This window comes from Seongchinamella sediminis (genome assembly GCF_003457605.1).
Lineage (GTDB): Bacteria > Pseudomonadota > Gammaproteobacteria > Pseudomonadales > Halieaceae > Halioglobus > Halioglobus sediminis.
In genome coordinates this window covers 167,635-193,107 of sequence record NZ_QRAN01000008.1, presented here as the reverse complement: position 1 = coordinate 193,107, position 25,473 = coordinate 167,635, and the positions used below count along the sequence as shown (strand labels likewise).

20 protein-coding genes and 1 tRNA gene are annotated in these 25,473 nt (G+C 63.9%); 11 read left to right on the top strand and 10 right to left on the bottom strand.

Going from position 1 to position 25,473, the window contains the following annotated elements; genetic code table 11:
* Nucleotides 1–98: 98 nt before the first annotated feature.
* The 9 genes from DWB85_RS19405 to bioB form a co-directional block, all read right to left on the bottom strand.
* Nucleotides 99–1,142, bottom strand: a complete 1,044-nt coding sequence (locus tag DWB85_RS19405) for a hypothetical protein (protein WP_133300597.1) — start codon at nt 1,140–1,142, stop codon at nt 99–101.
* Between the two features lie 31 nt (nt 1,143–1,173).
* Nucleotides 1,174–2,406, bottom strand: a complete 1,233-nt coding sequence (locus DWB85_RS09610) for a tyrosine-type recombinase/integrase (RefSeq protein ID WP_117954024.1) — start codon at nt 2,404–2,406, stop codon at nt 1,174–1,176.
* Nucleotides 2,407–2,596: 190 nt separating this feature from the next.
* A tRNA-Pro gene (locus tag DWB85_RS09605) sits at nt 2,597–2,673 on the bottom strand.
* 58 nt (nt 2,674–2,731) lie between these two features.
* Complete coding sequence (locus DWB85_RS09600) at nt 2,732–2,944, bottom strand: DUF3094 family protein (RefSeq protein WP_205422704.1); 213 nt, start codon at nt 2,942–2,944, stop codon at nt 2,732–2,734.
* A gap of 97 nt (nt 2,945–3,041) precedes the next feature.
* On the bottom strand, nt 3,042–4,832 hold the full coding sequence (locus DWB85_RS09595) for an acyl-CoA dehydrogenase C-terminal domain-containing protein (protein ID WP_117954023.1): 1,791 nt from the start codon (nt 4,830–4,832) through the stop codon (nt 3,042–3,044).
* A gap of 197 nt (nt 4,833–5,029) precedes the next feature.
* Nucleotides 5,030–5,707: a dethiobiotin synthase gene (gene bioD / locus DWB85_RS09590; RefSeq protein ID WP_117954022.1), complete on the bottom strand. Its 678-nt coding sequence runs from the start codon at nt 5,705–5,707 to the stop codon at nt 5,030–5,032.
* Nucleotides 5,704–7,302 carry a malonyl-ACP O-methyltransferase BioC gene (gene bioC / locus DWB85_RS09585; RefSeq protein WP_117954021.1) on the bottom strand — a complete coding sequence of 533 codons (1,599 nt, stop codon included), beginning with the start codon at nt 7,300–7,302 and terminating at the stop codon, nt 5,704–5,706. The genes bioD and bioC overlap by 4 nt, the downstream gene beginning before the upstream one ends.
* Nucleotides 7,287–8,450, bottom strand: coding sequence for an 8-amino-7-oxononanoate synthase (gene bioF / locus DWB85_RS09580; protein WP_117954020.1), 1,164 nt, complete (start codon nt 8,448–8,450; stop codon nt 7,287–7,289). Before bioF ends, bioC begins: the two co-directional genes overlap by 16 nt.
* Before the next feature lie 8 nt (nt 8,451–8,458).
* Nucleotides 8,459–9,505, bottom strand: coding sequence for a biotin synthase BioB (gene bioB / locus DWB85_RS09575; protein WP_117954019.1), 1,047 nt, complete (start codon nt 9,503–9,505; stop codon nt 8,459–8,461).
* A 76-nt stretch (nt 9,506–9,581) separates the two neighbouring features.
* On the opposite strand from bioB, the gene DWB85_RS09570 reads away from it, so the two are divergent.
* The 5 genes from DWB85_RS09570 to DWB85_RS09550 are packed head-to-tail and all read left to right on the top strand — an operon-like array spanning nt 9,582 to nt 13,717.
* Nucleotides 9,582–10,286 carry a ComF family protein gene (locus tag DWB85_RS09570; protein WP_162846072.1) on the top strand — a complete coding sequence of 235 codons (705 nt, stop codon included), beginning with the start codon at nt 9,582–9,584 and terminating at the stop codon, nt 10,284–10,286.
* An 11-nt stretch (nt 10,287–10,297) separates the two neighbouring features.
* A complete protein-coding gene (gene modA, locus DWB85_RS09565) occupies nt 10,298–10,984 on the top strand; it encodes a molybdate ABC transporter substrate-binding protein (protein ID WP_162846071.1) in 687 nt (228 codons plus the stop codon).
* Complete coding sequence (modB, locus tag DWB85_RS09560; RefSeq protein ID WP_117954016.1) at nt 10,975–11,661, top strand: molybdate ABC transporter permease subunit; 687 nt, start codon at nt 10,975–10,977, stop codon at nt 11,659–11,661. The genes modA and modB overlap by 10 nt, the downstream gene beginning before the upstream one ends.
* Entirely contained in the window at nt 11,658–12,743 is a 1,086-nt protein-coding gene (gene modC, locus DWB85_RS09555; protein WP_117954015.1) for a molybdenum ABC transporter ATP-binding protein, read from the top strand. The genes modB and modC overlap by 4 nt, the downstream gene beginning before the upstream one ends.
* The gene (locus DWB85_RS09550) at nt 12,740–13,717 is read left to right on the top strand and encodes a serine/threonine protein kinase (RefSeq protein ID WP_117954014.1); all 978 of its coding nucleotides are present in this window, start codon (nt 12,740–12,742) and stop codon (nt 13,715–13,717) included. Before modC ends, DWB85_RS09550 begins: the two co-directional genes overlap by 4 nt.
* A gap of 502 nt (nt 13,718–14,219) precedes the next feature.
* On the opposite strand, the gene DWB85_RS09545 is transcribed toward DWB85_RS09550, so the two are convergent.
* Entirely contained in the window at nt 14,220–15,620 is a 1,401-nt protein-coding gene (locus DWB85_RS09545) for an FAD-binding oxidoreductase (protein WP_162846070.1), read from the bottom strand.
* Nucleotides 15,621–15,739: 119 nt separating this feature from the next.
* On the opposite strand from DWB85_RS09545, the gene serA reads away from it, so the two are divergent.
* From serA to DWB85_RS09515, 6 genes are all read left to right on the top strand, one after another.
* Entirely contained in the window at nt 15,740–16,969 is a 1,230-nt protein-coding gene (serA, locus tag DWB85_RS09540; RefSeq protein ID WP_117954012.1) for a phosphoglycerate dehydrogenase, read from the top strand.
* Nucleotides 16,970–17,023: 54 nt separating this feature from the next.
* On the top strand, nt 17,024–17,581 hold the full coding sequence (locus DWB85_RS09535; RefSeq protein ID WP_117954038.1) for an RNA polymerase sigma factor: 558 nt from the start codon (nt 17,024–17,026) through the stop codon (nt 17,579–17,581).
* Between the two features lie 126 nt (nt 17,582–17,707).
* Nucleotides 17,708–18,688, top strand: a complete 981-nt coding sequence (locus DWB85_RS09530; protein WP_117954011.1) for a FecR family protein — start codon at nt 17,708–17,710, stop codon at nt 18,686–18,688.
* Nucleotides 18,689–18,798: 110 nt separating this feature from the next.
* On the top strand, nt 18,799–21,783 hold the full coding sequence (locus DWB85_RS09525) for a TonB-dependent receptor (RefSeq protein ID WP_117954010.1): 2,985 nt from the start codon (nt 18,799–18,801) through the stop codon (nt 21,781–21,783).
* 17 nt (nt 21,784–21,800) lie between these two features.
* Complete coding sequence (locus tag DWB85_RS09520) at nt 21,801–22,244, top strand: hypothetical protein (RefSeq protein ID WP_117954009.1); 444 nt, start codon at nt 21,801–21,803, stop codon at nt 22,242–22,244.
* A gap of 203 nt (nt 22,245–22,447) precedes the next feature.
* Nucleotides 22,448–25,324, top strand: a complete 2,877-nt coding sequence (locus tag DWB85_RS09515; protein WP_117954008.1) for a TonB-dependent receptor domain-containing protein — start codon at nt 22,448–22,450, stop codon at nt 25,322–25,324.
* The last annotated feature ends 149 nt before the right edge of the window (nt 25,325–25,473 follow it).

Sequence of the window (25,473 nt, the reverse complement as noted above, 5' to 3'; positions counted from 1 at the left end):
GCCGATTCCGGGGAAAGCCCTGAAATCGGTCACGATGAAACGGAATGAGCGGTCACGATCGCCCGGAACAGGCGGTTACGATGAAACGGAATGGGTGGTCACGTTGGTCCGGAATACGCAAGCTTTGCCGCCCTACGCGCAAGAAGGGTGGTATTCGGGTTTTTTCCAGGATTTTCAAATGTCGCCTTCTTGTCGTCGACAACCCTCTCATTCGGTCTTGCGATTGCTAGCAGTGCCCTCCTCTCACTCTCCTCGATGTTTAACATCTCTTCGAGTTTCTTATATCCCGCGCCTCGGATAGACCAAAACTTTGGTGCTACGTCTTTTTCGAAGTACATCACATGCATCAGAGGCTTTAGTATCGACCGTAGATCTGCGCCTCTGGTACCTTGAAACTTCGTTTCTTTCGGTTGTGTGAATATTCTCAGCCTGTTTGCCTGAGTTTTCGAAATGTCAAAAATTGCAGCCAACAGATACTGGAAATCATCTCCGTACCTGTCAGGGAAGCAATTCACAAGTATGTTTCCTGCCTTATTTTTTCCTGACCACAGAAAATCATCTACTTCGTCCACAAGAAAAAACATTCGAAAGGGATTTGAGGGGCTTCCCGGCTCTATGTGAATATCAGGCCTTGGGCTAGATTCATCCCCTTGATCGCGACGAAGCACTAGACCACTGGGGTAGTAGAGCCCTTGGCTTTCCATGCGCTCTATCAGTAAATCAAGATCGACAAAGGACTGGGTAAATTTTCGTTCCGACAATAATGGGTGAAGGTAATAATCCGGCGCCTCTCCTTCGGAACCAAAAAGTGCTATAGCTTCATCGTCAATGGGTAAACCATCTGAAAAAGGGGTAACTCGCGAGATCGTATTTTTATATTGAAGCAGGTCTTCTTCACTGGCCGTCAGTGGTTCGCCAAATTCGTGCTCGACATGCTTACGACTGAGCAATCGACCTACATCATAAGCAACCTTTGTTCTGTCGATTTTCTCACCACAGTGAGCAACTATTTCGTTATAAATTGACTCCCAATTATCCGTATTTTCTAACCTCATCCAAAACCAGATGATCGTTGCAAGATCAAGTCGTCGTCGATACGGGTAAGTACATCGCAACCAGCTATTGATTTCACCGCTATTCAAAATTTTCCCTCTTGTCTAACATTATTATCTTCTACACACAGGTAAAGTCGGCTCTTACAACATTTCCAATCTTCGCTTGGCATTCAAGTTCATCTAGATAGTCAGCCCAACCCTGCATCATCTCAGCCCGTCCCACGAGGTGCGAAGTACGATTGTAAGCTCGGCCATTAGCATCTCGAACCTGGTGCGCTAACTGGTGCTCAATCCAGTCCACTCGGTAGTTCAATACCTCATCCAGAATGGTCCGAGCCATCGCTCTAAAACCATGTGGAGTCATCTCCTCATTGGTGTAACCTAGAGTCCTTAGAGCGACACGCACAGCGTTTTCGGATAGACACCTGCTAGCACCTCTGGCGGAGGGGAATACAAACTTGCCTCTCCCAGTCAACCGTCGCAGTTCCTCTAATATTGCCAAGGCCTGGCTGGAAAGCGGGACAATGTGAGGTTGCCCCATCTTCATCTTATGGGCTGGGATCTCCCACTGCTTCTCTTCCCAATTAATCTCCTCCCATTCCATAGCCCGGATTTCACCAGGGCGTTGAAACAGCATAGGAGACAATTTCAGGGCGGCTTTAACTACTGGTGTTCCTTCAAAACCATCAATGGCAACTAATAGTTTACCGACCTCTGTCGGCTCGATTATCGCAGCATGGTGCTTCTTGCGCCGGGGCTTCAGCACCCCCTTCAAATCTGCGCCGGGGTCACGCTCTGCCCTACCGCTTGCAACCGCATACCGGAATACCTGTCCAGCGGTCTGCTTGGCTCTGTGGGCGATGTCATTGGCTCCTCGCGATTCTATTCGACGCAGGGCGGCCAACAATTCAGGAGCGGTAATCGAGGCGATAGGCCGATTACCGATAACGGGGTAAAGGTCCTTCTCAAGAATACGGCCAGTACGCTCCCGGTAACTCTTGGACTTGTCGGGCATGATCTGGTTAAACCACTCGCGAGCCACCGCTTCAAAGCTTTCAGCGCTCGCAAGGTAACGATTTAGCTTCTCTACCTTACGGACCTCTCCGGGGTCGATACCCTTGTTCAGTTTGCTTCTGGCCTCCTGATGGGCCTGCCGGGCGGCCTTCAGCGTCACCTCCGGGTAGACCCCTAGAGCCAGTGTCTTGCGCTTACCAGCGAAGCGGTAATCGTACCTCCAGTAACGAGCTCCCGGAGGAGTCACCAGTAGGTACATGCCTCCCCCGTCAGGGAGCTTGTAAGCCTTCGCCTTGGGTTTGGCCTGTTTTACCTGTGTGGCGGTCAGATTGGTCATATCTACCTCCCTGGCGGCATGCCGAAAATGACGGTATCAGGATTTCACCCGCCAGAGATACCGTCGCCTGTACCGCCAGATTGTCGGTATACGATGGGACACCTTGGGGCGAATATGGAAAGAGTATAAACAAAAAAGCCCTGAAATTCAGGGCTTTAGGGTCATCATGGGACATGATGAGAGGGGTATATGGTCGGTGTGAGAGGATTTGAACCTCCGACCCCTTCCTCCCGAAGGAAGTGCGCTACCAGGCTGCGCTACACACCGTGAATTTTGAGGCCGGCTACTATACCAAAAGCATTGCGGCTAACCAATGGGGAGTTTTCTAGTAAATTCCCGCCCAGCGGGCCAGCCACTGGCTGAAGATGCTGAGGCCCATGACCACCACCACCAGCATGATCAGCAGGCGGCCCGGGCGGAAGGGCTTGCGCTCTACCGAGTTAACGCCCCGTTTGAGGAATGCATCCACTTTCTCCTGGTCCTCGGGGTAGAGGGAGTTCTGTTGGGAGCGGTCCTGTTCGATCTGGTCTTGGGTCATGTCCATAAAAAAGGGGGAGAACACAGGCTGTGTATTCTCCCCCCGAAAGTAGGGAATGTCACCCCCCAAATCGAGGGTGACTTCCCAGCAGCATTGGTCAAACCGCGAACAGTGCCTCGGGCATTTGCATGAGGTTGTCGGCGCCGGCCAGCATAGTTGCCTTCAGCGACTCGGTGCGCGGCAGCAGGCGTTCGAAGTAGAACTGGGCGGTCATCAGCTTGGCCTCGTAGAAGGACTTGTCCTCGCCGCCCTCGGCAATTTTCTGGCGGGCGACCATGGCCATCCGCGCCCAGAAGTAGGCCAGGGTGACGTAGCCGGAGTACATCAGGTAGTCCACGGCGGCGGCGCCGGCTTCATCCGGGTTGCCCATGGCGGCTTCGCCGATCTTCATCGACAGGCCCAGCCACTCGTCACTGTGCGCCTTCAGCGGCTGCAGGAACTGCTGGTCTTCCTCGCTGCCACTGGCCACCAGCTCGTCGATCATGGCGGTGAACTGGATCAATAGCTTGCCGCCGGAGCCCAGCACCTTGCGCCCGATCAGGTCCATGGCCTGGATGCCGGTGGTGCCCTCGTAGAGCATGGAAATGCGGCTGTCGCGCACAATCTGCTCCATGCCCCATTCCTGGATAAAGCCATGGCCACCGAATACCTGCACGCCGTGGTTGGCGGCTTCGTAGCCGGTTTCGGTCATGAAGGCCTTGGCGATGGGGGTCAGCAGTGACATCAGGTCATCGGCCGCCTTCGCTTGTTCCTCGCTGCCCTTGTCGACGATGTCGCCCTGCATGGCCAGGAAGTACAGCATGGCGCGGCTGCCCTCGGCGAGGGCTTTCTGGGTCAGCAGCATGCGGCGCACGTCGGGGTGGACGATAATCGGGTCCGCCGGGCCGTCGGGATTCTTGGGGCCGGTCAGGCTGCGCATCGCCAGCCGCTCTTTAGCGTAGGCCAGGGCGCCCTGGAAGGACAGTTCCATGTGGGCCAGGCCCTGGGCGGCGGTACCGATACGGGCGGTGTTCATGAAGGTGAACATGCAGTTCAGGCCCTTGTTCTCGGGGCCGATCAGGTAGCCCCTGGCGCCGTCGAAGTTGAGCACCGCGGTGGCGTTGCCGTGGATACCCATCTTGTGCTCGATGGAGGCACAGTGCACCGCGTTACGCTCAGCCAGGCTGCCGTCGTCATTGACGTTGACCTTGGGCACGATAAACAGGGAAATACCCTTGGTACCCTCGGGGGCATCGGGGAGGCGCGCCAGCACGATATGAATGATGTTGTCCGTCATGTCGTGCTCGCCGGCACTGATGAAGATCTTCTGCCCGGTGATGGCGTAGGAGCCATCGGCCTGGGGCTCGGCCTTGGTGCGCAGCAGGCCCAGGTCGGAACCGCAGTGGGATTCGGTCAGGCACATGGTGCCGGTCCATTCGCCGGAGATCAGCCGGGTCAGGTACTTGTCCTTCTGCTCGGCGCTGCCGTGCTCCTCAATGGTCTTGATGGCGCCGTGGCTGAGGCCGGGGTACATGCCCCAGGCCCAGTTGGCGGTGCCGACCATCTCGGTGTTGACGATACCCACCAGGTTGGGCATGCCCTGGCCGCCGTACTCCACGTCGGCCGCCAGCGAGGGCCAGCCGTTTTCCACAAACTGCTGGTAGGCTTCCTTGAACCCGGAGGGGGTCTTCACGCCCTCCTCGCTCCAGGTACAGCCTTCCTGGTCACCGCTCTGGTACAGCGGGGCCAGCACACCTTCGCAGAACCTTGCCCCTTCCGCGGTGATGGCATCCATCAACTCCGCAGTGGCTTCTTCGTAACCTGGCAGTGTCTGGAACAGCTTCTCTGCTTCCAGCACTTCGTTCATCACAAAACTGATATCGCGCAGCGGCGCCTTGTACTCTGGCATGGTAATTCCCTCTTTCGATCGTCGGACCCGGGGTCGCAGGCAGCGGCCTGCCCCTGGGGGCCATGTGAGCAGTGATCACATTTTGCGTAAAACCCCTGCAAAGTCAAATACCTTTTTCGATGCCGAGGCAGAAGTTGCGTGGGAGTATAGTTATAAGCGCCGGGAAGAACGGGCCCCGAATAGGTGTAAGTAAGCGTTTACTTATCGACAAGCGGCCTGATTGACAGGAATTCAGCGGCGGCGCTGGCATCCCAGGGGTCGAGCCGGGGAACTTCCCCGAGGAACGGCGCAGGCAACAGGCGCTGCAATGTGTCCAGGTTTTCCGGATGGCAGCTCATGCGCGCGCCGGGCTGGTTGGCCACCCAGCCGGCCAGCGGCAGGCCGTCCCGGCGCACCGCCTCGGCGGTCAGCAGGGCGTGATTGATGCAGCCCAGGCGCATGCCCACCACCAGAATCACCCCCACCCCCAGCTCCCGCGCCAGGTCCGCCAGGGTCTCCCGCGGGGACAGCGGCACGCGCCAGCCACCGGCGCCCTCGATCAGCACCAGGTCGGCGCCGGCGCTCATCACTCCGCGGCACAGCCCCGCCAGCCGTGAGGCCTGCAGGCTGCGACCCGCCTGGGCGGCGGCAATGTGCGGGGCAATAGCGGGCTGCAGCGCCACCGGGTTGACCTGCGCGTAGTCCAGCGCCGCGGTCATGCTCGCCATCAGCTGCAGGGCGTCCTCATTGTGGCCGCGTTCATCGCAGCCGGCTGCCACCGGCTTCACCGCGGCGGTGCTGAGGCCGGCGCTGGCGGCCGCTTCCAGCAGGGCGCAACTGACGGCGGTTTTACCGACCTCGGTGTCGGTGCCGGTAACGAAAAAACTGCGGGTCATGACTTCTCCAACAGGCCAAAGTACACCTGGTAAGTGGCGGGCAGCATGCCCTCTTCCCGCCAGTCCTCGTAGGCGCGCATCATCCCCTGCAGGACCCGGCGATGGCCGAGGCCGGCGGGACGATCGCGGTTGACGTTATGGGCGCCCAGGGTTTTCAGCTCGTTCAGCAGCTCGCCCACCCGGGCGTATTCCATGCGGTAGGCCTGTTCGCCCACCTGCAGCGCGAGGCCATCCTGCTGGCGCAGCGACTGCTGCAATACCTCCAGGGGCAGGAAGCGGTTGACGTGCTGATGCTGGTCGACCGCCGCCCAGGCGGCGCGCAGCTCGCGCAGGGTTTGCGGCCCCAGGGTGCTGAACACACAGCGGCCGCCGGGGCGCAGCACCCGGGCCAGTTCGGCAAACAGCAGGTCGCTGCGGTGGCACCACTGCAGCGCCAGGCTGCTGAATATCAGGTCCACCGAATGGCTGGCCAGGGGCAGGGCCTCGGCATCGCCCACCAGCCAGGCTTCGGCGCCGGGGTGGTGTTCCCGGGCGTAGCGCACCATGCCCTCGGCGAGATCCAGCCCGATGTACGCCGCCGCCGGGAAACGGCCCCGGAGTTCGGGGCAGAAATAACCGGTGCCACTGCCCAGGTCCAGGACCGTGGCCGGTGTCTGCTCCAGCCGGTCCAGCTGGTCCAGCAGGGCCGTGCCCACGTCCCGCTGGAGCATGGCCACCGAGTCATAGCGGGGCGCGGCGCGGCTGAAGGACAGGGCCACATCGCTCTTGGCCATGGGGGCCGGGGCGCTGTGGGCGGGCCGCAGCAATCCGTGGCTGTCCAGGAAGTCACGCAGGCGGGCGGCAATGGCCGCGCCCTGCTCCAGCGGCGCCAGGTGACTGGCCGCCGCCACTGTATCCACCTCGGCGGCGGCATTAGCCGCCAGCAGGTCGCCCAGGGCATGGTCGATACCCGCCGCCAGCAACTGGTCGTCAGCGGCCAGCAGGTGCAGCTGCGGCAGCGCCAGGGCCGGCCAGTCGTGGCGCTGGTCGAGCTCCGCCAGCCACTGCAGGCCACTGGCCAGCGGGCCCTCACTGCGGCCCGCGCGCAGGGCCTGCAGGGCGCGCAGCAATTGCCGGGGCCGCGCCGCCCCGGCCACCTGCAGGCTGTCGAAACGGCGCAGGCCGGTGACCGGCTTGTCCGCCACCAGGCTGCTGAACCGGGCCAGGCTGGCGGCCGGCATGCCCGGCCAGCTATCGGCGGCGGTAAAGCGGGGGCTGCTGCAGAGGGTGATCACGGCGCCGGCCTGCCCGGGCCGGCGGGCGGCGAGGGCCATGGCCAGCTGCCCGCCCAGGGACCAGCCCAGGTAGACGGCAGCCGCGGGAACCCGATTTTCAATGGCCAGCAGCAGGTCTTCCAGCTCGAGGTCGGCTTGCTCGAGGCCGGGGGCCAGGCCGGGTAAATCCAGCAGGGTGATATTGGCCCAGGGCCGCAGCGCCGGCAGCAGCGGCCGCCAGATATTGCGGTTAGCGCCCCAGCCGTGCAGCAATACCAGCTCCGCCCGGGCGGCATCGGTAGCCGGCAGGTACTCGCGCCCGATGCTTACTGCGGTCGGCAACGGGCCAGCTCCTCCAGCAAGCGGTCCACCTGCTCCTCGCTGTGGGCGGCGCTCAGGGTGATGCGCAGCCGCGAGGTGCCCGCTGGCACCGTGGGCGGGCGGATGGCGCTGATCAGCAGCCCCCTGTCCCGCAGCGCCTGGCTCATTTGCAGGGCGGTGCCCGCGTCGCCCACCAGCAGCGGCTGGATGGCACTGGCCGATGCCATCAGCGGCAGCTGCAGCTGTTCGGCGCCCCGGCGGAAGCGCTGGATCAGCTCGCCCAGCTGCGCCCGCCGCCAGGCCTCGTCGCGCAGCAGTGCCAGCGCGGTCAGGGTAGCGGCGGCCAGCGCCGGGCAAATAGCGGTGGTATAGATGTAGTTGCGGGCCTGCTGCACCAGCGCCTCAATCAGGGTCTCGCTGCCGGCGACAAAGGCCCCGCCGGTGCCCAGCGCCTTGCCCAGGGTCGCCATCAGCACCGGCACCTCGTCCTCGCCCAGCCCGGCGGCGGCCACGGTGCCGGCGCCGTTGTCGCCGTTGACCCCAAAGCCGTGGGCGTCGTCCACCATCAGCCAGGCGTCGTGCAGCCGGCAGAGTGCCGCCAGCTCCGGCAGGGGCGCGCTGTCGCCATCCATGCTGAAGACGCCGTCAACCACCACCAGCGCCGGCCCCTCGCCGGCGGACAGCTTGCGGGCCAGGTCAGCAACGTCGTTGTGGCCAAAACGGCGGAAGCGGGCGCCGCTGTGCAGGCCGCCGTCCAGCAGGGAGGCATGGTTGAGGCGGTCCTGGAGTACCCTGTCACCGGGCTGCAGCAGGGTCGCCAGGGTGCCGGTATTGGCGGCGTAGCCGGAGGAGAACAGCAGCGCCCGGGCGCGGCCGGTGTGCTCCGCCAGGGCCTCTTCCAGCTGTCGGTGGGGGCGGCTGTGGCCGCACACCAGGTGCGAGGCGCCACTGCCGACGCCGTATTCCGCCGCCGCCCGCTGGAAGCTCGCCACCAGCCGCGGGTGGGCGGCCAGGCCGAGGTAGTCGTTGCTGCAGAAGTTGAGGTAGTCGCGCCCGTCCAGGCGCACCACCGGCCCCTGGGGGGAATCCAGGGTCAGCCGCTGGCGATAGAGCTGCTGCTCCCGGCGCTGCGCGAGGGCAGCACCGAGGCGCTGTTCAAATGCCGCCACTGCACCACTCAGGCGCTGGCGGCCGCGGCGTCGTAAAACTGCGGGTTGGGATTTTCCGGGGCCCGGGTGACTTCCCGCTGTTCGGGGTTGATGCCCAGGCGGGCGAACAGCGCCAGGTCCTGGTTGGCCCGGGGGTTGGGCGTGGTCAGCAGCTTCTCACCGTAGAAGATGGAGTTGGCGCCGGCGAAGTAGGCCAGGGCGTGCATCTGCTCGTTCATCTCCTCGCGGCCGGCGGACAGGCGCACGTGGGAGGCGGGCATCATGATCCGGGCCACGGCGATGGTGCGGATAAATTCGATGGGGTCCAGGTCGTCCTGGTTTTCCAGCGGCGTACCCTCAACCCGCACCAGCATATTGATGGGCACACTTTCCGGGTGCTGGGGCAGGTTGGCCAGGGCCTGCAGCATGCCGGCGCGATCGGACTGTTGCTCGCCCATGCCGACGATGCCCCCGGCGCACACCTTCATGCCCGACTTGCGCACGTGGTCGAGGGTGTCGAGGCGATCCTGGTAGGTGCGGGTGGTGATAATGTCGCCGTAGAACTCGGGGGAGGTGTCCAGGTTGTGGTTGTAGTAGTCCAGCCCGGCCTCGGCCAGTTCCTCGGCCTGCTCTTCAGTGAGCATACCCAGGGTCATGCAGGTTTCCATGCCCAGCTCGCGCACCCCCTTGACCATGGCGACCACGTAGGGCATGTCGCGGTTCTTGGGGCTGCGCCAGGCGGCGCCCATGCAGAAGCGGGTGGAACCGGCGGCCTTGGCGGCCCGGGCCTGCTCCAGCACCTTTTCCACTTCCATCAGCTTTTCCACTTCCAGGCCGGTGTCGTAGCGGGTGCTCTGGGGGCAGTAGGCGCAATCTTCCGGGCAGGCGCCGGTTTTGATGGAAAGCAATGTGCTCACCTGCACCTGGTTTGGGTCAAAATAAGTGCGATGCACGCTCTGGGCCTGGAACAGCAGGTCGTTAAAGGGCAGGGCAAACAGCGCCGCTACTTCCTCGCGGGTCCAGTCGTGGCGAATATCCTGCGCTCCGGGCGCAGGGCGGGCGGTGGCTGTGCTCATATCACACCTGAACAATCAATCGGGGAAACCGCCATGATAACCGGCAAGCCCTCGCTGTCAACCTGAAATGGGCGCCGTGGTTAACAGCCTGGTCCAGCGCCTGGCCGACGCCCTGTTTCCCAACAGCTGCTGTCTCTGCCAGTGGCGCTGCCCGGGCCGGCTGCCCCTGTGCGCCCCCTGTCGGGCCGAACTGGCCGGCAATCGATGCTGTTGCCGGCGCTGCGCCCTGCCCCTGAGCGGCGACGGCCTGCTGTGCGGGCAGTGCCTGCAGCAGCCGCCCGCCTTTGACCGGGTGGTCGCCCCGTGGCTCTACAGCGAGTACCTGGCGTTCATCCTGCGGCGCTGGAAGTTCCACCACGACCTCGCCCTGACCCCGCTGCTGGCGGATCTCTGGCTGGATGGGGCCAGCGATGTACTGCCGCCCGATGTCCTGCTGCCGGTGCCCCTGCACTGGTATCGACAGTGGCGGCGCGGCTACAACCAGGCGGAGCTGCTGGCGCGGGAACTGGCGCAGGCCATGCCCGGCCTCGGCGTGGATACCGGGCTATTACAGCGCAGCCGGGCGACCGCCGCCCAGTCCGGCATGAGCGCCCGCCAGCGCGCCCACAACCTGCGCGGCGCCTTTACTGTCTCCGGCGGCTGTGACAGTCTCCACGTGGCGCTGGTCGATGACGTGCTCACAACCGGGGCGACGGCCGGGGAAGCGGCGTCTGCCTTGCGGCGGGCGGGCGCGGCCCGGGTCGACATCTGGTGCCTGGCGCGCACCCCACCCCCCAACTAGCGATGCTGACGATGTCACGAATCCTGCTGCTGTTAATACTCACCTGCTGCGCCGGCGCCTGGGCGGAGGCGCCGCTGCGGGTGGCGGTGGCGGCCAACTTCCGCGCCACCCTGGAGCACATCAACCAGGCCTACCGGGAGCGGGGCGGGCCGCCCATCCGCGTATCCAGCGCCTCAACCGGGGTGCTGGCCACCCAGATCCGCCACGGCGCACCCTTCGACCTGTTCTTTGCCGCCGACCGCCACAGCGTTAGCACCCTGCAGGCAGACGGGCTGGGCGGCGAGTCGGCCTGCTACGCCCTGGGGCAGCTGGCACTGGTGGGCGGCACCCTCGGGGACCTGGCCAACCCCGATAAGAGCCTGGCCATCGCCAACCCGCTGGCGGCGCCCTATGGCCAGGCCGCCGCCGAGGTATTGGCCCGGCCCCGGTTCGCCAGCGCCGCCGGGCGGCAGCCGGTGCGCGGGGCCAGCGTGCTGCAGGCCTACCAGTTCTGGCGTGCCGGCGGGGTCGACCTGGCCCTGGTGGCGCAGTCACTGGCCCCGGAGGCCCAGCCCATCCCCCGGGACTGGTACAGCCCACTGCAGCAGTACCTGCTGGTGCTGCGCCCCTCCCCCGCCGTGGGCGCCTACCTCCAGTGGCTGGGAAGTGATACCGTGCGGCAGATGATTATCGATGCCGGATACCAGCCTTGCCCCTGAGCCCCACTGAAGTGGACGTAATTGCCCTGACCGCCAGCCTGGCTACCGTCACCACCATTATCCTGCTCCTGCTGGGCACGCCCCTGGCCTGGTGGCTGGCACAGCGGCGTAGCAGCCTCTCGGCGGTCATCGAGGCGCTGGTGGCCCTGCCGCTGGTATTGCCACCCACGGTACTCGGCTTTTACCTGCTGCTGGCGCTGGCGCCGGATTCCCCCCTGGGCCAGCTCTGGCAGCAGCTCACCGGCACGCGCCTGGCCTTCAGTTTCAGCGCCCTGGTGATCGGCTCGGTGATTTACTCCCTGCCCTTCGTGGTCCAGCCCCTGCAGTCGGCCTTCCAGTCCCTGCCCCGGGAGCTGTTACAGGCCGGGGCGACCCTGGGCGCCAGCCCCTGGGACCAGTTCCGCTCCCTGGTGCTGCCGCTCACCCGCCGCAGCTTCATCGCCGCCGCCAGCCTGGGCTTCGCCCACACGGTGGGCGAGTTCGGCGTGGTACTGATGATTGGCGGCAATATTCCCGGGGAAACCCAGGTGCTCTCCATCGCCCTCTACGACCAGGTGGAAACCCTGCGCTTCGACGAGGCCCACCGCATGGCCGCCGGGCTGGTGGTGTTCTCCCTGGGCCTGCTGTTCCTGCTCTATCGCCACAACGGCCCGGCGGCCTGGCGGGTGCGGGCATGAGTCTGCAGGTGGACATCCAGTGCGCCGGCCAGGGCGGTTTTGAGCTCAGCCTGCGCAGCGAGATTCCCGCCAGCGGCGTTACTGCCATTTACGGGCCCAGCGGCAGCGGCAAGAGCACCCTGCTGGACTGCATCGCCGGCCTGCGCCAGCCCACAGCGGGAGAAATCTGCTTCGGCAGCGAGCGCTGGTTTGGCGCCGGCCACCACACCCCCGCCTGGCAGCGGCGTATCGCCTACGTGTTCCAGGACGCCCGCCTGTTTCCCCACCTCAGCGTGGCCGCCAACCTCGACTACGCCAGCCGCCGGGCCCGCGCCGCGCCCGCCATGGCGCCGGCGCAGCTGCACCAGACCCTGGGACTGACGGGGCTGCTGTCCCATGCGCCGGCCACGCTGTCGGCGGGGCAAAAGCAGCGGGTGGCCATTGGCCGCGCCCTGCTCAGTGCGCCGCGCCTGCTGCTGCTCGACGAGCCCCTGGCCAACCTCGACCAGCAGGCCAGCGCCGAGTGCCTGGGGCTGCTGCAACAAATCGCCAGCGAACTGGAACTGCCGATGCTCTACGTCAGCCACGATATCGAGGAAGTGAGCCAGCTCGCCGACCACCTGCTGCTGCTGGACGACGGCAGGCTGGTGGACGAGGGTTCACTGCTGTCCCTGTCATCCCGCCTGGACAGCCGCCTGGCCCACGAGGAACAGGCCGCCGCCCTGCTGCAGGGCACGATCGCGGCCCAGGATGAGCGCTTCTCCCTGACCGAGATCAACGTCGAAGGGGAAACGCTGTACGTGAATCACCTGCCCCAGCCGGTGGGCGCCACCCGCCGCCTGCGCATCCCGGCGCGGGACGTGAGCGTCTGCCGTTCGCGGCCAGAGGATTCCAGCATCCTCAATATCCTGCCGGTCACCGTGAGCGACATCGAGGACTGCCGCGGCGCCCGCCTGCTACTGCGCCTGCAACTGGGCCAGCAGTACCTGCTGGCCCGCATCACCCGCAAGTCGGCGCAGCGCCTGGCGCTGGCGTCCGGCGACCGGCTATTCGCCCAGATCAAGAGCGCGGCGCTGCTGTCCGAGGCGGGGGACTGGCCGTGAACACCCACCCCTACGACCTGCTGACCCCGGACACGGTCATCGACGCGGTGGAGTCCACCGGCCGGCTGTCCGACGCCCGCCTGCTGGCCCTTAACAGCTATGAAAACCGGGTCTACCAGGTGGGCATCGAGGACGGCGAACCGCTGATCGCCAAGTTCTACCGGCCGCAGCGCTGGCGCCCGGAACAGATTGCCGAGGAGCACAGCTTCAGCCTGGAACTGGCGGCGGCAGACATCTCGGTGGTGGCCCCCATCGTCGACGCTGACGGCACCCCGCTGCACCAGTACCAGGGCTTCAGTTTCGCCCTGTTCCCGCGCCGCGGCGGCTACCCGCCGGAACTGGACAACCTGGATAACCTGCTGGTACTGGGCCGCACCCTGGGGCGCATTCACGCCGTGGGCAGGGCCTCTGCCTTCCAGCACCGGCAGCGCATCTGCACCCGGCGCATGCTGGCGGATAACCGCGAGTTCCTGCTGCAGGCCTTTATTCCCGCCGAGCTGCGCCCCGCCTACGAATCCCTGACCGCGGATCTGCTGCAAGCGGTGGAACAAAGCTACCAACCCGATGCGGCGGACGAGATCCGGGTCCACGGCGACTGCCACGTCGGCAACATTCTCTGGCGCGACGAGGTTGCCCACTTCGTCGACCTGGACGACTGCATGACAGCGCCGGCGATACAGGACCTGTGGATGTTTCTCAACGGCGAACGCAGCGACCGCGAGCTGCAACTGGCGGAACTGGTGGCGGGCTACGAGGAGTTCTGCGACTTCGATGCCGCCCAGCTGCGCTGGATCGAGCCCCTGCGCACCCTGCGCCTGGTCAACTACGCCGCCTGGCTGGCCCGGCGCTGGGAGGACCCGGCCTTTCCCCGCTCCTTTACCTGGTTCAATACCGAGCGCTACTGGGCGGAGCATGTGCTGGAGCTCAGGGAGCAGCTGGCGGCGCTGCAGGAGGAACCACTCAGGCTCCTGTAGGCGACCAGGCGCAGCTAAACCATCTGCCCCGCACGCCAGAACCGTCAACCCCGCAAAAGCGGGAATCCAGTTACTGTTACCTGCCCGGCTGACACTTTTTCTGGTGGTGTCTTGATGGTGGCTGTTGAGAGGCTTGCACTCTGCTAGCCGAGTCGGCGCTGCGGTGTATAGCCTTCCGGGGACCGTCAAAAAGCGTACGTCCATGTACAGACTCGGCGGCTGCCATCCATGGCAGCCGACGCCCCCGGAAGGCTATACACCGCATCCCCAACTCTAGATTGGTAACGTACCTCAGGAATCTCTTTTCCAGGACCCTATCCCGGAGTCCGATGGCAGAGCCGGGGACGTGAGGTGAGTGTGCCCGGGGGCGTCTGCGCACACGGACGTGCGCAGCCGAGCCTGTACATGGCGGTCCGGCGTTCCGGCGTACGCTTTTTGGCGTCCCCCGGGGGCAACCACCTCGCGGCGCCGGCTCGGCGAGTGACGCGCGAGCTGGAGACAGTTAGCAGTCGAAAATCTTCCCGGGATTCATGATCAGGTGCGGATCAAACACCCGCTTGATCTGTTTCATGATCTCGATCTCCGCCGCTGAGCGCGAGTAGCCCAGGTACTCCTTCTTCAGCAGCCCAACCCCGTGCTCGGCCGACACCGAGCCGCCGTAGCGCTGGACAATCTCGAACACCCAGGTCGATACCTCACCGCACTGCGCCCGGAAAGTGTCCAGGTCCAGCGACTCCGGCTTGAGGATATTGAGGTGCACGTTGCCGTCGCCGATGTGGCCGAACCAGACGATCTCGAAGTCGGGGTAGTTCTGGTTGACCACCGCCTCCACCTCGGCCAGGAAGTCCGGCACTTTGGAAATCACCGTGGAGATGTCGTTCTTGTAGGGTGTCCAGGGGGTGATGGTCTCGGAGATGTCTTCCCGCAGGCGCCACAGGGTCTGCGCCTGGGCGACGCTCTGGCTGACGGTGCCGTCCAGTACCCAGCCCTGCTCCACGCAGTGCTCGAACAGGGCCATGGCCTTGTCCATGGTCGCCTCGTCGGCCTGCTCGAACTCCAGCAGGGCGTAGTACTCGCAGGGGGTGTCGAAGGGGCGCTGCAGGCCCTGGTGTGCCACCACCTTTTGCAGCGCCAGCTCGGAGAAGAACTCGAAAGCCGACAGCTCGATCCCGGCCTGGAAGCTGGCCAGCACCTGCATGATGGCGGCCATGTCCGGGGTGCCGAGCACCAGCACCGCCAGGTCTTTGGGGGCGCGGTCCAGCTGCATGGTCGCTTCCACCACGATGCCCAGGGTGCCCTCGGCGCCAATCACCAGCTGGCGCAGGTCGTAGCCGGCGTTGTTCTTGATCAGGCCGCGGTTCAGGTCGAGCAGTTCGCCGGTGCCGGTGACCAGCTTCAGGCCGGCCACCCAGTCGCGGGTCATGCCGTGGCGAATGACCTTGATGCCGCCGGCATTGGTCGAGATGTTGCCGCCAATCTGGCTGGAGCCGGCGGAAGCGAAGTCCACCGGGTAATACAGCCCCTGGTCCTCAGCGAACTGCTGCAGCTGCCCGGTGATGACCCCGGCGCCACAGCGCACGGTGCGGTCTACTGGGTTGAAGTCTTCGATCCGGTTGAGGCGGTCCAGGGCGACCACCAGCTCGCCGTGGCAGGCCACGCCGCCGGCGCTGAGGCCGGTGCGGCCGCCGGAGGGCACCAGCGCCAGTTGCTGCTCTGCCGCCAGGCGCACGATCGCCTGTACCTGCTCTATGTTGCCGGGGAGCACCACGGCACAGGGCGCCGGCTGGTGAAAGCGGGTCCAGTCCCTGCCGTAGTGCTGCAGGCTCTCCTCATCGGTCAACACCCGGCCTTCGCCGCAGATGTCTTGCAGGGCCTTCAACAGGCTATTTTCCAACGATGCCAAGCAGGGATCCTCCGGTGATTTTCAGGGGGGCAGATTCACGGCGGCGTATGGTACCATACGCGCCCTTTTGCCAGCCCGGCCTGCTCTTGCGGCCTTTTACCACACAGGATTCACCGGCCATGACCCAACAGTCACTGTCCAAGGAGAAGATTAAATTCCTCCTGCTGGAGGGCGTGCACCCCTCCGCTGTCGAAACGCTGCAACGCGACGGCTACCACAATATCGAGGTCCACAAGAAGGCCCTGCCGCCGGAGGAGCTCAAGGCGGCGATCGCCGGCGCCCACTTTGTCGGCATTCGTTCGCGCACCCAGCTCACCGAGGACGTATTCGCCGCCGCGAAAAAGCTGGTGGCGGTGGGCTGCTTCTGTATCGGCACCAACCAGGTGGATCTGGCGGCGGCGACCCGGCGCGGCATCGCGGTGTTCAATGCGCCCTTTTCCAATACCCGCAGTGTGGCCGAGCTGGTCATCGCCGAAGCCATCCTGCTGCTGCGCGGGGTGGCGGAGAAAAACGCCGCTGCCCACCGCGGCCAGTGGATGAAGAGTGCGCTTAACTCGTTTGAAATTCGCGGCAAGAAGCTGGGCATCATCGGCTACGGCAATATCGGCATGCAGCTGGGGGTCATCGCCGAGAGCATGGGCATGCAGGTGCAATTCTACGATGTGGTCAACAAACTGCCCCTGGGCAATGCCCGCCAGGTGCCCAGTCTCAACCAGCTGCTGGCCAGCTCGGACGTGGTCAGCCTGCACGTGCCGGAAACGGCGGCCACCCGGGACATGATCGGCGCCGCGGAGCTGGAACAGATGCAGCCCGGCGCCATCCTGATCAACGCCTCCCGCGGCACAGTAGTCGATATCGACGCCCTGGCGGCGGCCCTCGAATCGGGCAAGCTGGGCGGCGCCGGCATCGACGTGTACCCGGTGGAACCGCGTTCCAACGACGACGAATTCGTCTCTCCCCTGCGCGCCCATGACAACACCTTCCTGACCCCGCACATCGGCGGCAGCACCGTGGAGGCGCAGGAGAATATCGGCATGGAAGTGGCCGAGAAGCTCGCCAAATACTCGGACAACGGCACCACCACTTCCTCGGTCAACTTCCCCGAGGTTGCGCTGCCCGAACACGCGGGCAGCCATCGCCTGCTGCACATCCACAACAACGTGCCCGGCATCATGAGCGCCATCAACAACGTGTTTTCCGAGACCGGTGTCAACGTCTCGGCCCAGTACCTGCAGACCACAGAAACGGTGGGTTACGTGGTGATCGATGTGGACGCGGAATACAGCGACATCGCCCTGGAAAAACTGGCTGCAATCGACGGCACCATCCGCTGTCGGGTGCTGTTCTGATCCAGACCGGAGTGATGCTGGCCACAGGCCGCGGTGGAGTGGCATGATTCGGCCGTGACTAGCGACAAAGACAAGTTTATCGCCGAGCTGGTGGCCAGGCATGGCGCGCCGCTGGAAAACTACCTGGCGCGCAAGCTGGACAACCGCGAGGACGCGGCCGAGCTGGCCCAGGAGGCGTATATGCGCCTGCACCGGCTGGAGCAGCCGGAAAAACTGGACAACGCCCGCGCTTTCCTGTTCCAGGTGGCCACCAATCTGGCCGTGGACCAGTTGCGCCGGCGCCAGCTGCACTTCCGCTTCCTGAAGACGGAGAAAAGCCAGGCGGTAGAAGGCGAGCCGCTGGACCTGAATGCGGCGGGCGCGTCGCCGGAGCAGATACTGGGGGCCAGGGAGAAACTGCAGGCAATAGAGAAAGCCCTGGAGGCCATGCCGCTCAAGGTCCGGCAGGCCTTCCTGCTGCACCGCCAGAACGGGCTGCCCTACAGCGCCATTGCGGAGCAGATGCAGGTATCGGTCTCCAGCGTGGAAAAATACATCCTCAGGGCCCTGCAGCAGTGCCGCCAGATTATGGCGGCGATTGAGGCCAGCGAGGACAAGGACACAACAGACTAGCGACCTTTTAGCCGGCGTGACTTGAGGGAACCATTGGTTCATTCGTTACACCAATAGAGAGAACATATTCAGGCGAACCCTGGTGGGGGCGCCACAGGCAGGCGACGGGACGCCGCAGAACAGACCATGAGCCAGCAAGCGAAACAACAACACGAGCAAGCACGCGACGCAGCCCTGGGCTGGGTTGCCCGGCTGCGCTCGGATGAGGTGTCAGCGGACGACCGTCACGCCTTCGCCCTGTGGCTCGGTGAGCACCGTTCACATCGCGCGGCCATGGACGAGGCCCTGGACTTGTGGGACGACCTGGGCGTTGTCCGCCACCTGCAGCCCGAAACATTCCCGGCTACGAAAGCAGCCAACAGCGCGCGCTGGTTACCGGCAGCGCTTGTCTCGGCGGCGGCCTGCCTGGTGCTCGCGGTATTCCTGTGGCCGCAATTACAACCTGAGCCGGTCAGCACCCAGTACAGCAGCGCGGTGGGCGAGCGCCTCGACGTGACCTTGCCCGACGGCTCCCTGGCCCGCCTCAACACCAACAGCCAGATCAGCGTAAGCTACAGCGACGACGAGCGCCTGATTGAATTACAGAAGGGCGAAGCCTGGTTCAGGGTCGAGCCCAACAAGGACAAACCGTTCCACGTCGACGCCGGCGAGGCCCGGGTCACCGCCGTGGGTACCGCCTTCAATGTCTATCGCCGCGGCGAGAGCACGGAAATCGCCGTGACCGAGGGCGTGGTGCGGGTCACCGAACGGCAAACCGCCCCCGGCCGCGAGCCCGCATCGAAACTCCTGCGAATCAACGAGCGCCTGTTGTCCCAGCGCCAGGGCTGGGAGGTCAGCACCGCCGACGATCTGGAGCAGGCCCTGGCCTGGCGGCAGGGACAACTGGTCGCCCGGGAAATGCCGCTGCCCCAGCTGGTTGCCCAGCTGCAGCGCTACTCCGACACCAGAATCTTCATCTCCGATCCGGCGCTGCTCAACCGCACAGTGTCCGGAGTTTTCGAGCTGGACAACCCGGAGACTTCACTGGAGGCACTCGCCATCAGCATGGGGCTTGAAATCCGGCCATTGAGCGATTCCGCGGTGCGGTTGCTGAAAGCAGACCAGTAGGCTATAAAGAGGCCTGCGTGGGGCCCCGGCCAAGCCTTTCCAACGGGCCGTAGTTCCCATTAAATCCAATATTTTCAAAGGGCTGTGGTTCTGCCACGGCCGAATTGCCCATGTCTATCGGCACTGCGAAAGATCCGGAAGCACGCCCGGTGGCGCCCCCTGCGTGGCGCGGCGCTGTGCTGGCGGCTGCCCTGGGCCTGGGCCTTGCCAGTACTGCTGGCGCCACTGCCGGCAACCCCATTCATTACGCCATTGAAGCCCCGCAACTGTCTGCGGCCCTGATCCAGCTCAGTCAGCAGAGCGGGGTATCCATTGTCTTCGCCGACCGGGTGGTTCGCGACCTGCCGGCCCCGGAAGTGGTGGGCACGGTGACCACCAGCGAGGCCCTGGATACCCTGCTGCTGGGTACCGACCTGGGCTGGAAACTGGTGGACTCGAAAGTCATCGCCATTTTCCAGCTGGACTGCGCGAACGGCTGTCTCTCCGCCGAGGAGGTCATCAGCAAGTATCCGGCTTACGTCCCGGGCATTGAGGAGACCTACGTTTACGGCACCCGCGTCACCGGCTCGCGCATTCGCCGCTCCGGGCACAGCAGCGGCGCGCCGGTGGACATCATCTCCGCCCCGGATATCGAGCTCAGCGGCGCCCAGACCCTGGGTGAACTGCTCAAGTTCGTGCCCGCGGTATCGGGTAACGCCCTGAGCACCGCGATTTCCAACGGCGGCAACGGTACGGCGACCGTTACCCTGCGCGGCCTGCCCGCCAGCAACACCCTGGTACTGATCAACGGTCGGCGGGTGGCCAATGATGGCCTGGCCGGGGAGTCGGTGGACCTCAACAGCATTCCCCCGGCAGCGGTGGAGCGGATCGAGATACTCAAGGACGGCGCTTCGGCCATTTACGGCTCCGATGCCATCGCCGGTGTGGTAAATGTCATTACCAAGCGCGATTTCCACGGCCTGCTGGGCGGGGTTTATTACGGCCAGTCCCAGGAGGGCGACCTGGAAACCACCACCCAGACCCTGAAGTACGGCACCGGCCTGGTCGACGGTTCGTTCTTTTTCACCGCCTCACACTACCAGCAGGACCCCATCTACAGTCGCAATCGCGCGGTTTCACGCAGCGCCGACAGCCGCAGCCTGGGCGGCACCGACCAGCGCTCCAGCGCCACCCCGGACGCCAGGATTAGCCTGCCAACGGGACAGACGCTTATCGCCCAGGGGGACGGCTACCGTCCGGCCGGCGCCGAGGACCTGTTCAACTACCAGGCCTTTACCACCGCGGTGGTGCCACTGGAGCGCGACAGCATTTACACCAATGCCAGTTACGACTTCAGCGAGCGCGTGACCGGCTACGTGGAACTGAACTACGTCGCTACCGAGGCCGAGTCAACACTGGCGCCCACCCCGGTGTTCACCGCCTTCGAGCAGACCGAGCTGGTGGTTGCCGCCGACAACATCTACAACAGCCTCGGCCAGGACCTCCAGGACGTGCGCCGGCGCCTGGTCGAGTTCCCCGACCGGCGCCAGCGCAACGAGTCGGAGACTACCCGCTTCAGCGCCGTACTGGAGGGTCTGTTCGATGCCTGGAACTGGGATTTCGCCTATAACTGGAGCCGCAGCGAAGCCACCGAGACAACCACGGGGATCGTTAATGCCGACCGCCTGGCACGGGCGATCGGCCCTGCCGCCAACTGTCGCGGCGCCGAAGAAGACGGCTGTGTGCCGGTCAACCTCACCGGTCCGGCAGGCAGTATCAGCCCGGAGCAGGTCGACTACATCATCACCCGGGGCGAGGTCAGCGGCTACAGCAAGCTGGCCAGCGGCAGTTTCAACGTCTCCCGGGCCTTCAACTGGCTGTCTGCAGGGCGCACGGATATCGCCGCCGGCCTGGAATACCGCCGGGAATCCACCAGCAAGCAACCCTCAAGCCTGCTCGCCAATGCGGCCACCATCGGGGCCACCAATTTCGAGGCCACCCGCGGTTCCCGCAGCGTCACCGAGCTGTACCTGGAAACGGTGCTGCCCCTGTGGAAAAGCGCCAGCGGCCTGAGCAGCTTCGATCTGGAAGCCGCCATCCGCTACTCCGATTACTCCGACTTCGGCGGCACCAACAACCCCAAGATCGCCCTGCGCTGGCGCCCGAGCCCCTCCTGGCTTATCCGGGCCAACTATGCCGAAGGCTTCCGTGCCCCCAGCCTGAACGAGCTGTATGAGGGCACTACCGAGGAACAGGCCTTTATCAACGACCCCTGCACCCAGGCCGCCAACGTGGGCAGGTTGCCGGGCTGCCGGCAACGGGCCGATGCCACCCGCAACCAGTTCCTCACCCTCAAGGGCGGCAATGCCGAGCTGTCTCCGGAGACCTCGGACAGCTACAGCCTGGGGGTGGTGTGGACACCGGCCGCCGCCAAGGGGCTTGCCCTGTCGATCGACCTGTTTGAAATCAGGCAACAGAATGTGGTGTCCTCCAGCGCCCAGTTCATCGTTTCCCAGAATGCCCGTGCCGGCGCCTTTGCCGACCGGGTCGAACGGGACGCCATGGGCAACCTGACCCTGGTATCGGCGAGTAATATCAACATCGGCGAACGGGAGGTCAGCGGTGCCGATTTCGGCCTGACCTGGCACCTGCCGCGGCTGCGCTGGGGACAGTTCAGCGTGGTCAGCAATGCCAGCTGGATCAATGAGTACCTGGCCCGACTGGACCTGAACGCTCCCAGCCTAGACCTGGCGGGCACCTTCCGCGACCAGGCCTCCGAGGGGCTGGGCGGGATCCCCGAATGGAAGGCCCAGCTCGGCCTGCGCTGGAGCCGGGAGCGCTGGAAGGCCAGCTACCAGCTGCATTACATCGGGGAAATGACCGAACTGATCCCGGAATCCAGTCGCACGCGCGCCATTGATGACTGGCTGGTCCACGACATCCAGCTCAACTACACCTTTCCGGTACAGGACGGGCTGCGCCTGACCCTGGGCATCGACAACCTCTGGGACGAGGAAGCTCCCCTGGCCACCTCGGCCTTCAACGACAACATCGACGGCCGCTCACACGAACTCAAGGGGCGGTTCTGGTACACCAAACTGAGCCTCCGGCTCTAGGCAAACAGAGAGACACCATGCGCTACTTATTGATTATCCTGCTCCTGGCATTCCCGGCAGTGGCCGACGACTTCCCCGGCATCGAAAAGCTGATGACTCCCGAGGAGTTCAAGGCCGCGGGCCTGGACAAGCTCAGCCCCGGGGAACGCCAGGCCCTGGATACCTGGCTGGTGAAATTCACCGCCACCGAGGCGCCCGGCTTGCTGCAGACCAACGAAAACGTCCAGCAGGTGCAGGACGCCCACGTGATTACAGCCAACGTGAAACAACCCTTCGATGGCTGGGACGGCAGCACTCTGTTCTACCTGGACAATGGCCAGGTCTGGCGCCAGCGACTGGCGGGCCGGGTGGTCTACAACGGCGAGGACACCGCGGTGGAAATAAAGAAGAACTTTCTCGGCTTCTACAAGCTGCACCACCTGGCCAGCGGCCGCAGTGTGGGAGTCACCCGGGTCAAGTAGTCGCCGCCAGTACAACGGCAAGGACGCCGGGGCCGAAAATTTTCGGCAAAATTACAAGTTCCCCGTATTTTTTGTGTAATTTTCACATTTTCGCGCCCCGCATTGAGGGCCATTTCTCATTATTCGTTTAAAGTCTGAGTTATGCGGTTTCCGTCCGCGTGAAAATAACCAAACATGCTTAACAACAATACAGGGGTATTAATATGTTAAGGAAAAATCGTCTTGCCGTTGCGGTTTCCGCGGCCGCAGGTATCAGCGCCTTTGCAGCACTGCCACAGGTAGTAAACGCACAGGAAGAAATGCTCGAAGAGGTCGTGGTTACCGGTTCGCGCATCCAGCGCGCCAACCTCGTCAGCGCCAGCCCGGTAACCCAGATTGACGCCGAAGAGTTCAAGTTCCAGGGCGTTACCCGGGTGGAAGACCTGATGGCGAAAATGCCCCAGGTTTACTCCAACCAGAACACCGGCCAGTCCAACGGCGCCACCGGTACCGCGACCCTGAACCTGCGTAACCTCGGCGCCGAGCGCACCCTGGTGCTGGTTAACGGTCGTCGTCTGCCCGCGGGCTCCCCGCTGCAGGGCGGTATCGGCGCGGACATCAACCAGATTCCCGGCAGCCTGATCCAGCGCGTTGAAGTACTGACTGGCGGCTCCTCTGCTACCTACGGTTCTGACGCGGTAGCGGGTGTGGTCAACTTCATCATGCAGGACGACTTCGAAGGCGTTCAGCTGGACTACCAGTTCAGCCAGTACAACCACGGCAACGACGACAGCAGCCTGCAGCGCATCGTTCGTGACGCCGGCTACCCGGTTGCTGACGGCAGCGAAACTGGCGGTGACATCCAGGATATGTCCCTGATCCTGGGTGGCAACTTCGACAACGGTCGCGGTAACGTCACCATGTACGCCACCTACCGTGACGTGGAAGCGATCAGCCAGGCGGAGCGCGACTACTCCAGCTGTGCCCACAACGCCGACTCCACCGGCTGTTTCGGTTCCGGCACCATCCCCGATGGCCGGGTAACCGACTTCGGTATTGGCGACGGCTTTGACTTCAAGGTAGCCGGTACCGACTTTGTTCCCCGCGACGGCACTACCTACAACTACGGCCCGCTGAACTACTTCCAGCGTCCCGACGAGCGCTACACCGCCGGTGCATTCGGTCGCTACGAGATCAATGAGCACGTTGAGACCTACACCGAACTGATGTTCATGGACGACCGTTCGGTATCGCAGATTGCGCCTTCCGGTGCATTCTTTGTAACCGACACCCTCGCGTGTGGTAACCCGCTGCTGTCTGACCAGCAGTTCGAGCAGCTGTGCGGCCAGTTCGGCCTGACTGAAGACGACATCCAGACCGCCTACCTGGGCCGTCGTAACGTTGAAGGTGGCCCCCGTCAGCAGGACCTGCGCCACACCAGCTTCCGCGGCGTATTCGGCCTGCGCGGCGACATCAACGACACCTGGTCCTATGATGTCTACGGCATGTACTCCGAAGTATCCATGGAGAACACCTACCAGAACGACCTGGGCACCACCAAGATCCGGCGTGCCCTGGACGCGGTTGAAGATGAAGACGGCAACATTGTCTGTCGCTCCGTGGTAGACGGCAGCGACCCCAACTGTGTGCCCTGGAACATCTTTGAAACCGGCGCGGTAACCCAGGACCAGCTGGACTACCTGGTACTGCCCCTGTTCGCTCGCGGTGGCACCGACCAGACCATCTACTCCGGTTATGTCGCTGGTAACCTCGGTGACTACGGTATGACCATCCCCATGGCCGATACCGGCATCCAGGTGGCCTTCGGTGCGGAATACCGCGAAGAGAACCTGGACTTCAGCCCAGACCAGGGCTTCCAGCTCGGTGAAGGTGCTGGCCAGGGCGGCGCCACCGGCCCCGTATCCGGTGGCTACGACGTGACCGAGTTCTTCGCTGAAGTCAGCCTGCCGGTTATCGAAGGCGCCGCTTTCGCCGAGGAACTGATCGTTGATCTGAGCTACCGCTACTCTGATTACTCCACCGACCAGACTACCGACACCTACGGTATCCGCGCCGGTTGGGCCATCACCCAGGGCATCAAGGTCCGTGGTAGCTTCCAGCACGCGGTTCGCGCGGCCAACATCCAGGAACTGTTCCTGCCCCAGGGCTTCAACCTGTTCGACATGACTGTCGACCCCTGTGGCGGCCCCAACCCCCTGCGCAGCGCAGCTGACTGTGCCCGCAGCGGCGTGACCGCCGCCCAGTACGGCAGCGTGCCCAACAACCCCGCTGGCCAGTACAACTTCCTGCAGGGCGGTAACCCCGACCTGGCGCCGGAAGAAGCCGACACCTACACCCTGGGTGTGGTATGGACGCCTGAGTTCATCGACGGCCTGAGCCTGAGTGTCGACTACTACTCCATCGAGATCGAGAAGGGCATCAGCAACCTTGATCCCAGCTTCATTCTCGACGAGTGTCTGGACGGCAACGACTCCCAGTGTGCCAAGGTCAAGCGCGGCCGCGCCGGCGACCTGTGGATCGGTTCCAACGTGGAGACCAGCGGTAACGTTGTCGCCCTGAACGACAACCTTGCAGTCGAGGAGGTCGAGGGTTGGGACGTCATCGCCGACTACTCCCTGGACATCGGCGACATGGGTACCCTGAGCTTCAGCAACACCCTGTCCGTGATCACCAAGTGGGACGAGGCTGAGCTGAAAGGCGCGCCCACCACTGACTGTAAGGGCAACTGGAACTCAAGCTGTGGCTACCCCACACCTGAGACCCGTAACAACCTGCGGGTGACCTGGCTCACTCCCTGGAATGTCACTGGTAGTGCCATGTGGCGTTACATCAGCGAAGTTGAGGACCTCGACGGCAACATCGATCTCGATTCCGTCAACTACTTTGACATCGCCGGTATCTGGGACGTGTTCGACGACACCGCTTCCATCCGCCTGGGCGTGAACAACGTCCTGGACGAAGCGCCCCCCGTCGGCGGCTCCGCAGCTGGCCCCTCTATCCAGGGTAACGGTAACGTGTTCCCGGGTCTGTACGACACCCTGGGCCGCTACTGGTACCTCGGTGTGACCGTGGGCTTCTAAGCTGAAGCGGTGCTCCCCCGCTGTTGCGGGGGACTACCACAGCTCAAGTAGCATGAAAGCCGGCGCAAGCCGGCTTTTTTATGCCCGGATAAAAGCGCCGGCGCGCCCATTCACCGGCCTGATGGCGTAGAATCCAAGCCACCACTCCT

Coding starts and splice junctions, on each gene's coding strand:
- modC (WP_117954015.1), top strand. CDS start 11,658: ATGAGTCTGCAGGTGGACATCCAGTGCGCCGGCCAGGGCGGTTTTGAG.
- DWB85_RS09610 (WP_117954024.1), bottom strand. CDS start 2,406: ATGACCAATCTGACCGCCACACAGGTAAAACAGGCCAAACCCAAGGCG.
- serA (WP_117954012.1), top strand. CDS start 15,740: ATGACCCAACAGTCACTGTCCAAGGAGAAGATTAAATTCCTCCTGCTG.
- DWB85_RS09600 (WP_205422704.1), bottom strand. CDS start 2,944: ATGACCCAAGACCAGATCGAACAGGACCGCTCCCAACAGAACTCCCTC.
- DWB85_RS09515 (WP_117954008.1), top strand. CDS start 22,448: ATGTTAAGGAAAAATCGTCTTGCCGTTGCGGTTTCCGCGGCCGCAGGT.
- DWB85_RS09595 (WP_117954023.1), bottom strand. CDS start 4,832: ATGCCAGAGTACAAGGCGCCGCTGCGCGATATCAGTTTTGTGATGAAC.
- bioD (WP_117954022.1), bottom strand. CDS start 5,707: ATGACCCGCAGTTTTTTCGTTACCGGCACCGACACCGAGGTCGGTAAA.
- DWB85_RS09530 (WP_117954011.1), top strand. CDS start 17,708: ATGAGCCAGCAAGCGAAACAACAACACGAGCAAGCACGCGACGCAGCC.
- DWB85_RS09525 (WP_117954010.1), top strand. CDS start 18,799: ATGTCTATCGGCACTGCGAAAGATCCGGAAGCACGCCCGGTGGCGCCC.
- DWB85_RS09520 (WP_117954009.1), top strand. CDS start 21,801: ATGCGCTACTTATTGATTATCCTGCTCCTGGCATTCCCGGCAGTGGCC.
- modA (WP_162846071.1), top strand. CDS start 10,298: ATGTCACGAATCCTGCTGCTGTTAATACTCACCTGCTGCGCCGGCGCC.
- bioB (WP_117954019.1), bottom strand. CDS start 9,505: ATGAGCACAGCCACCGCCCGCCCTGCGCCCGGAGCGCAGGATATTCGC.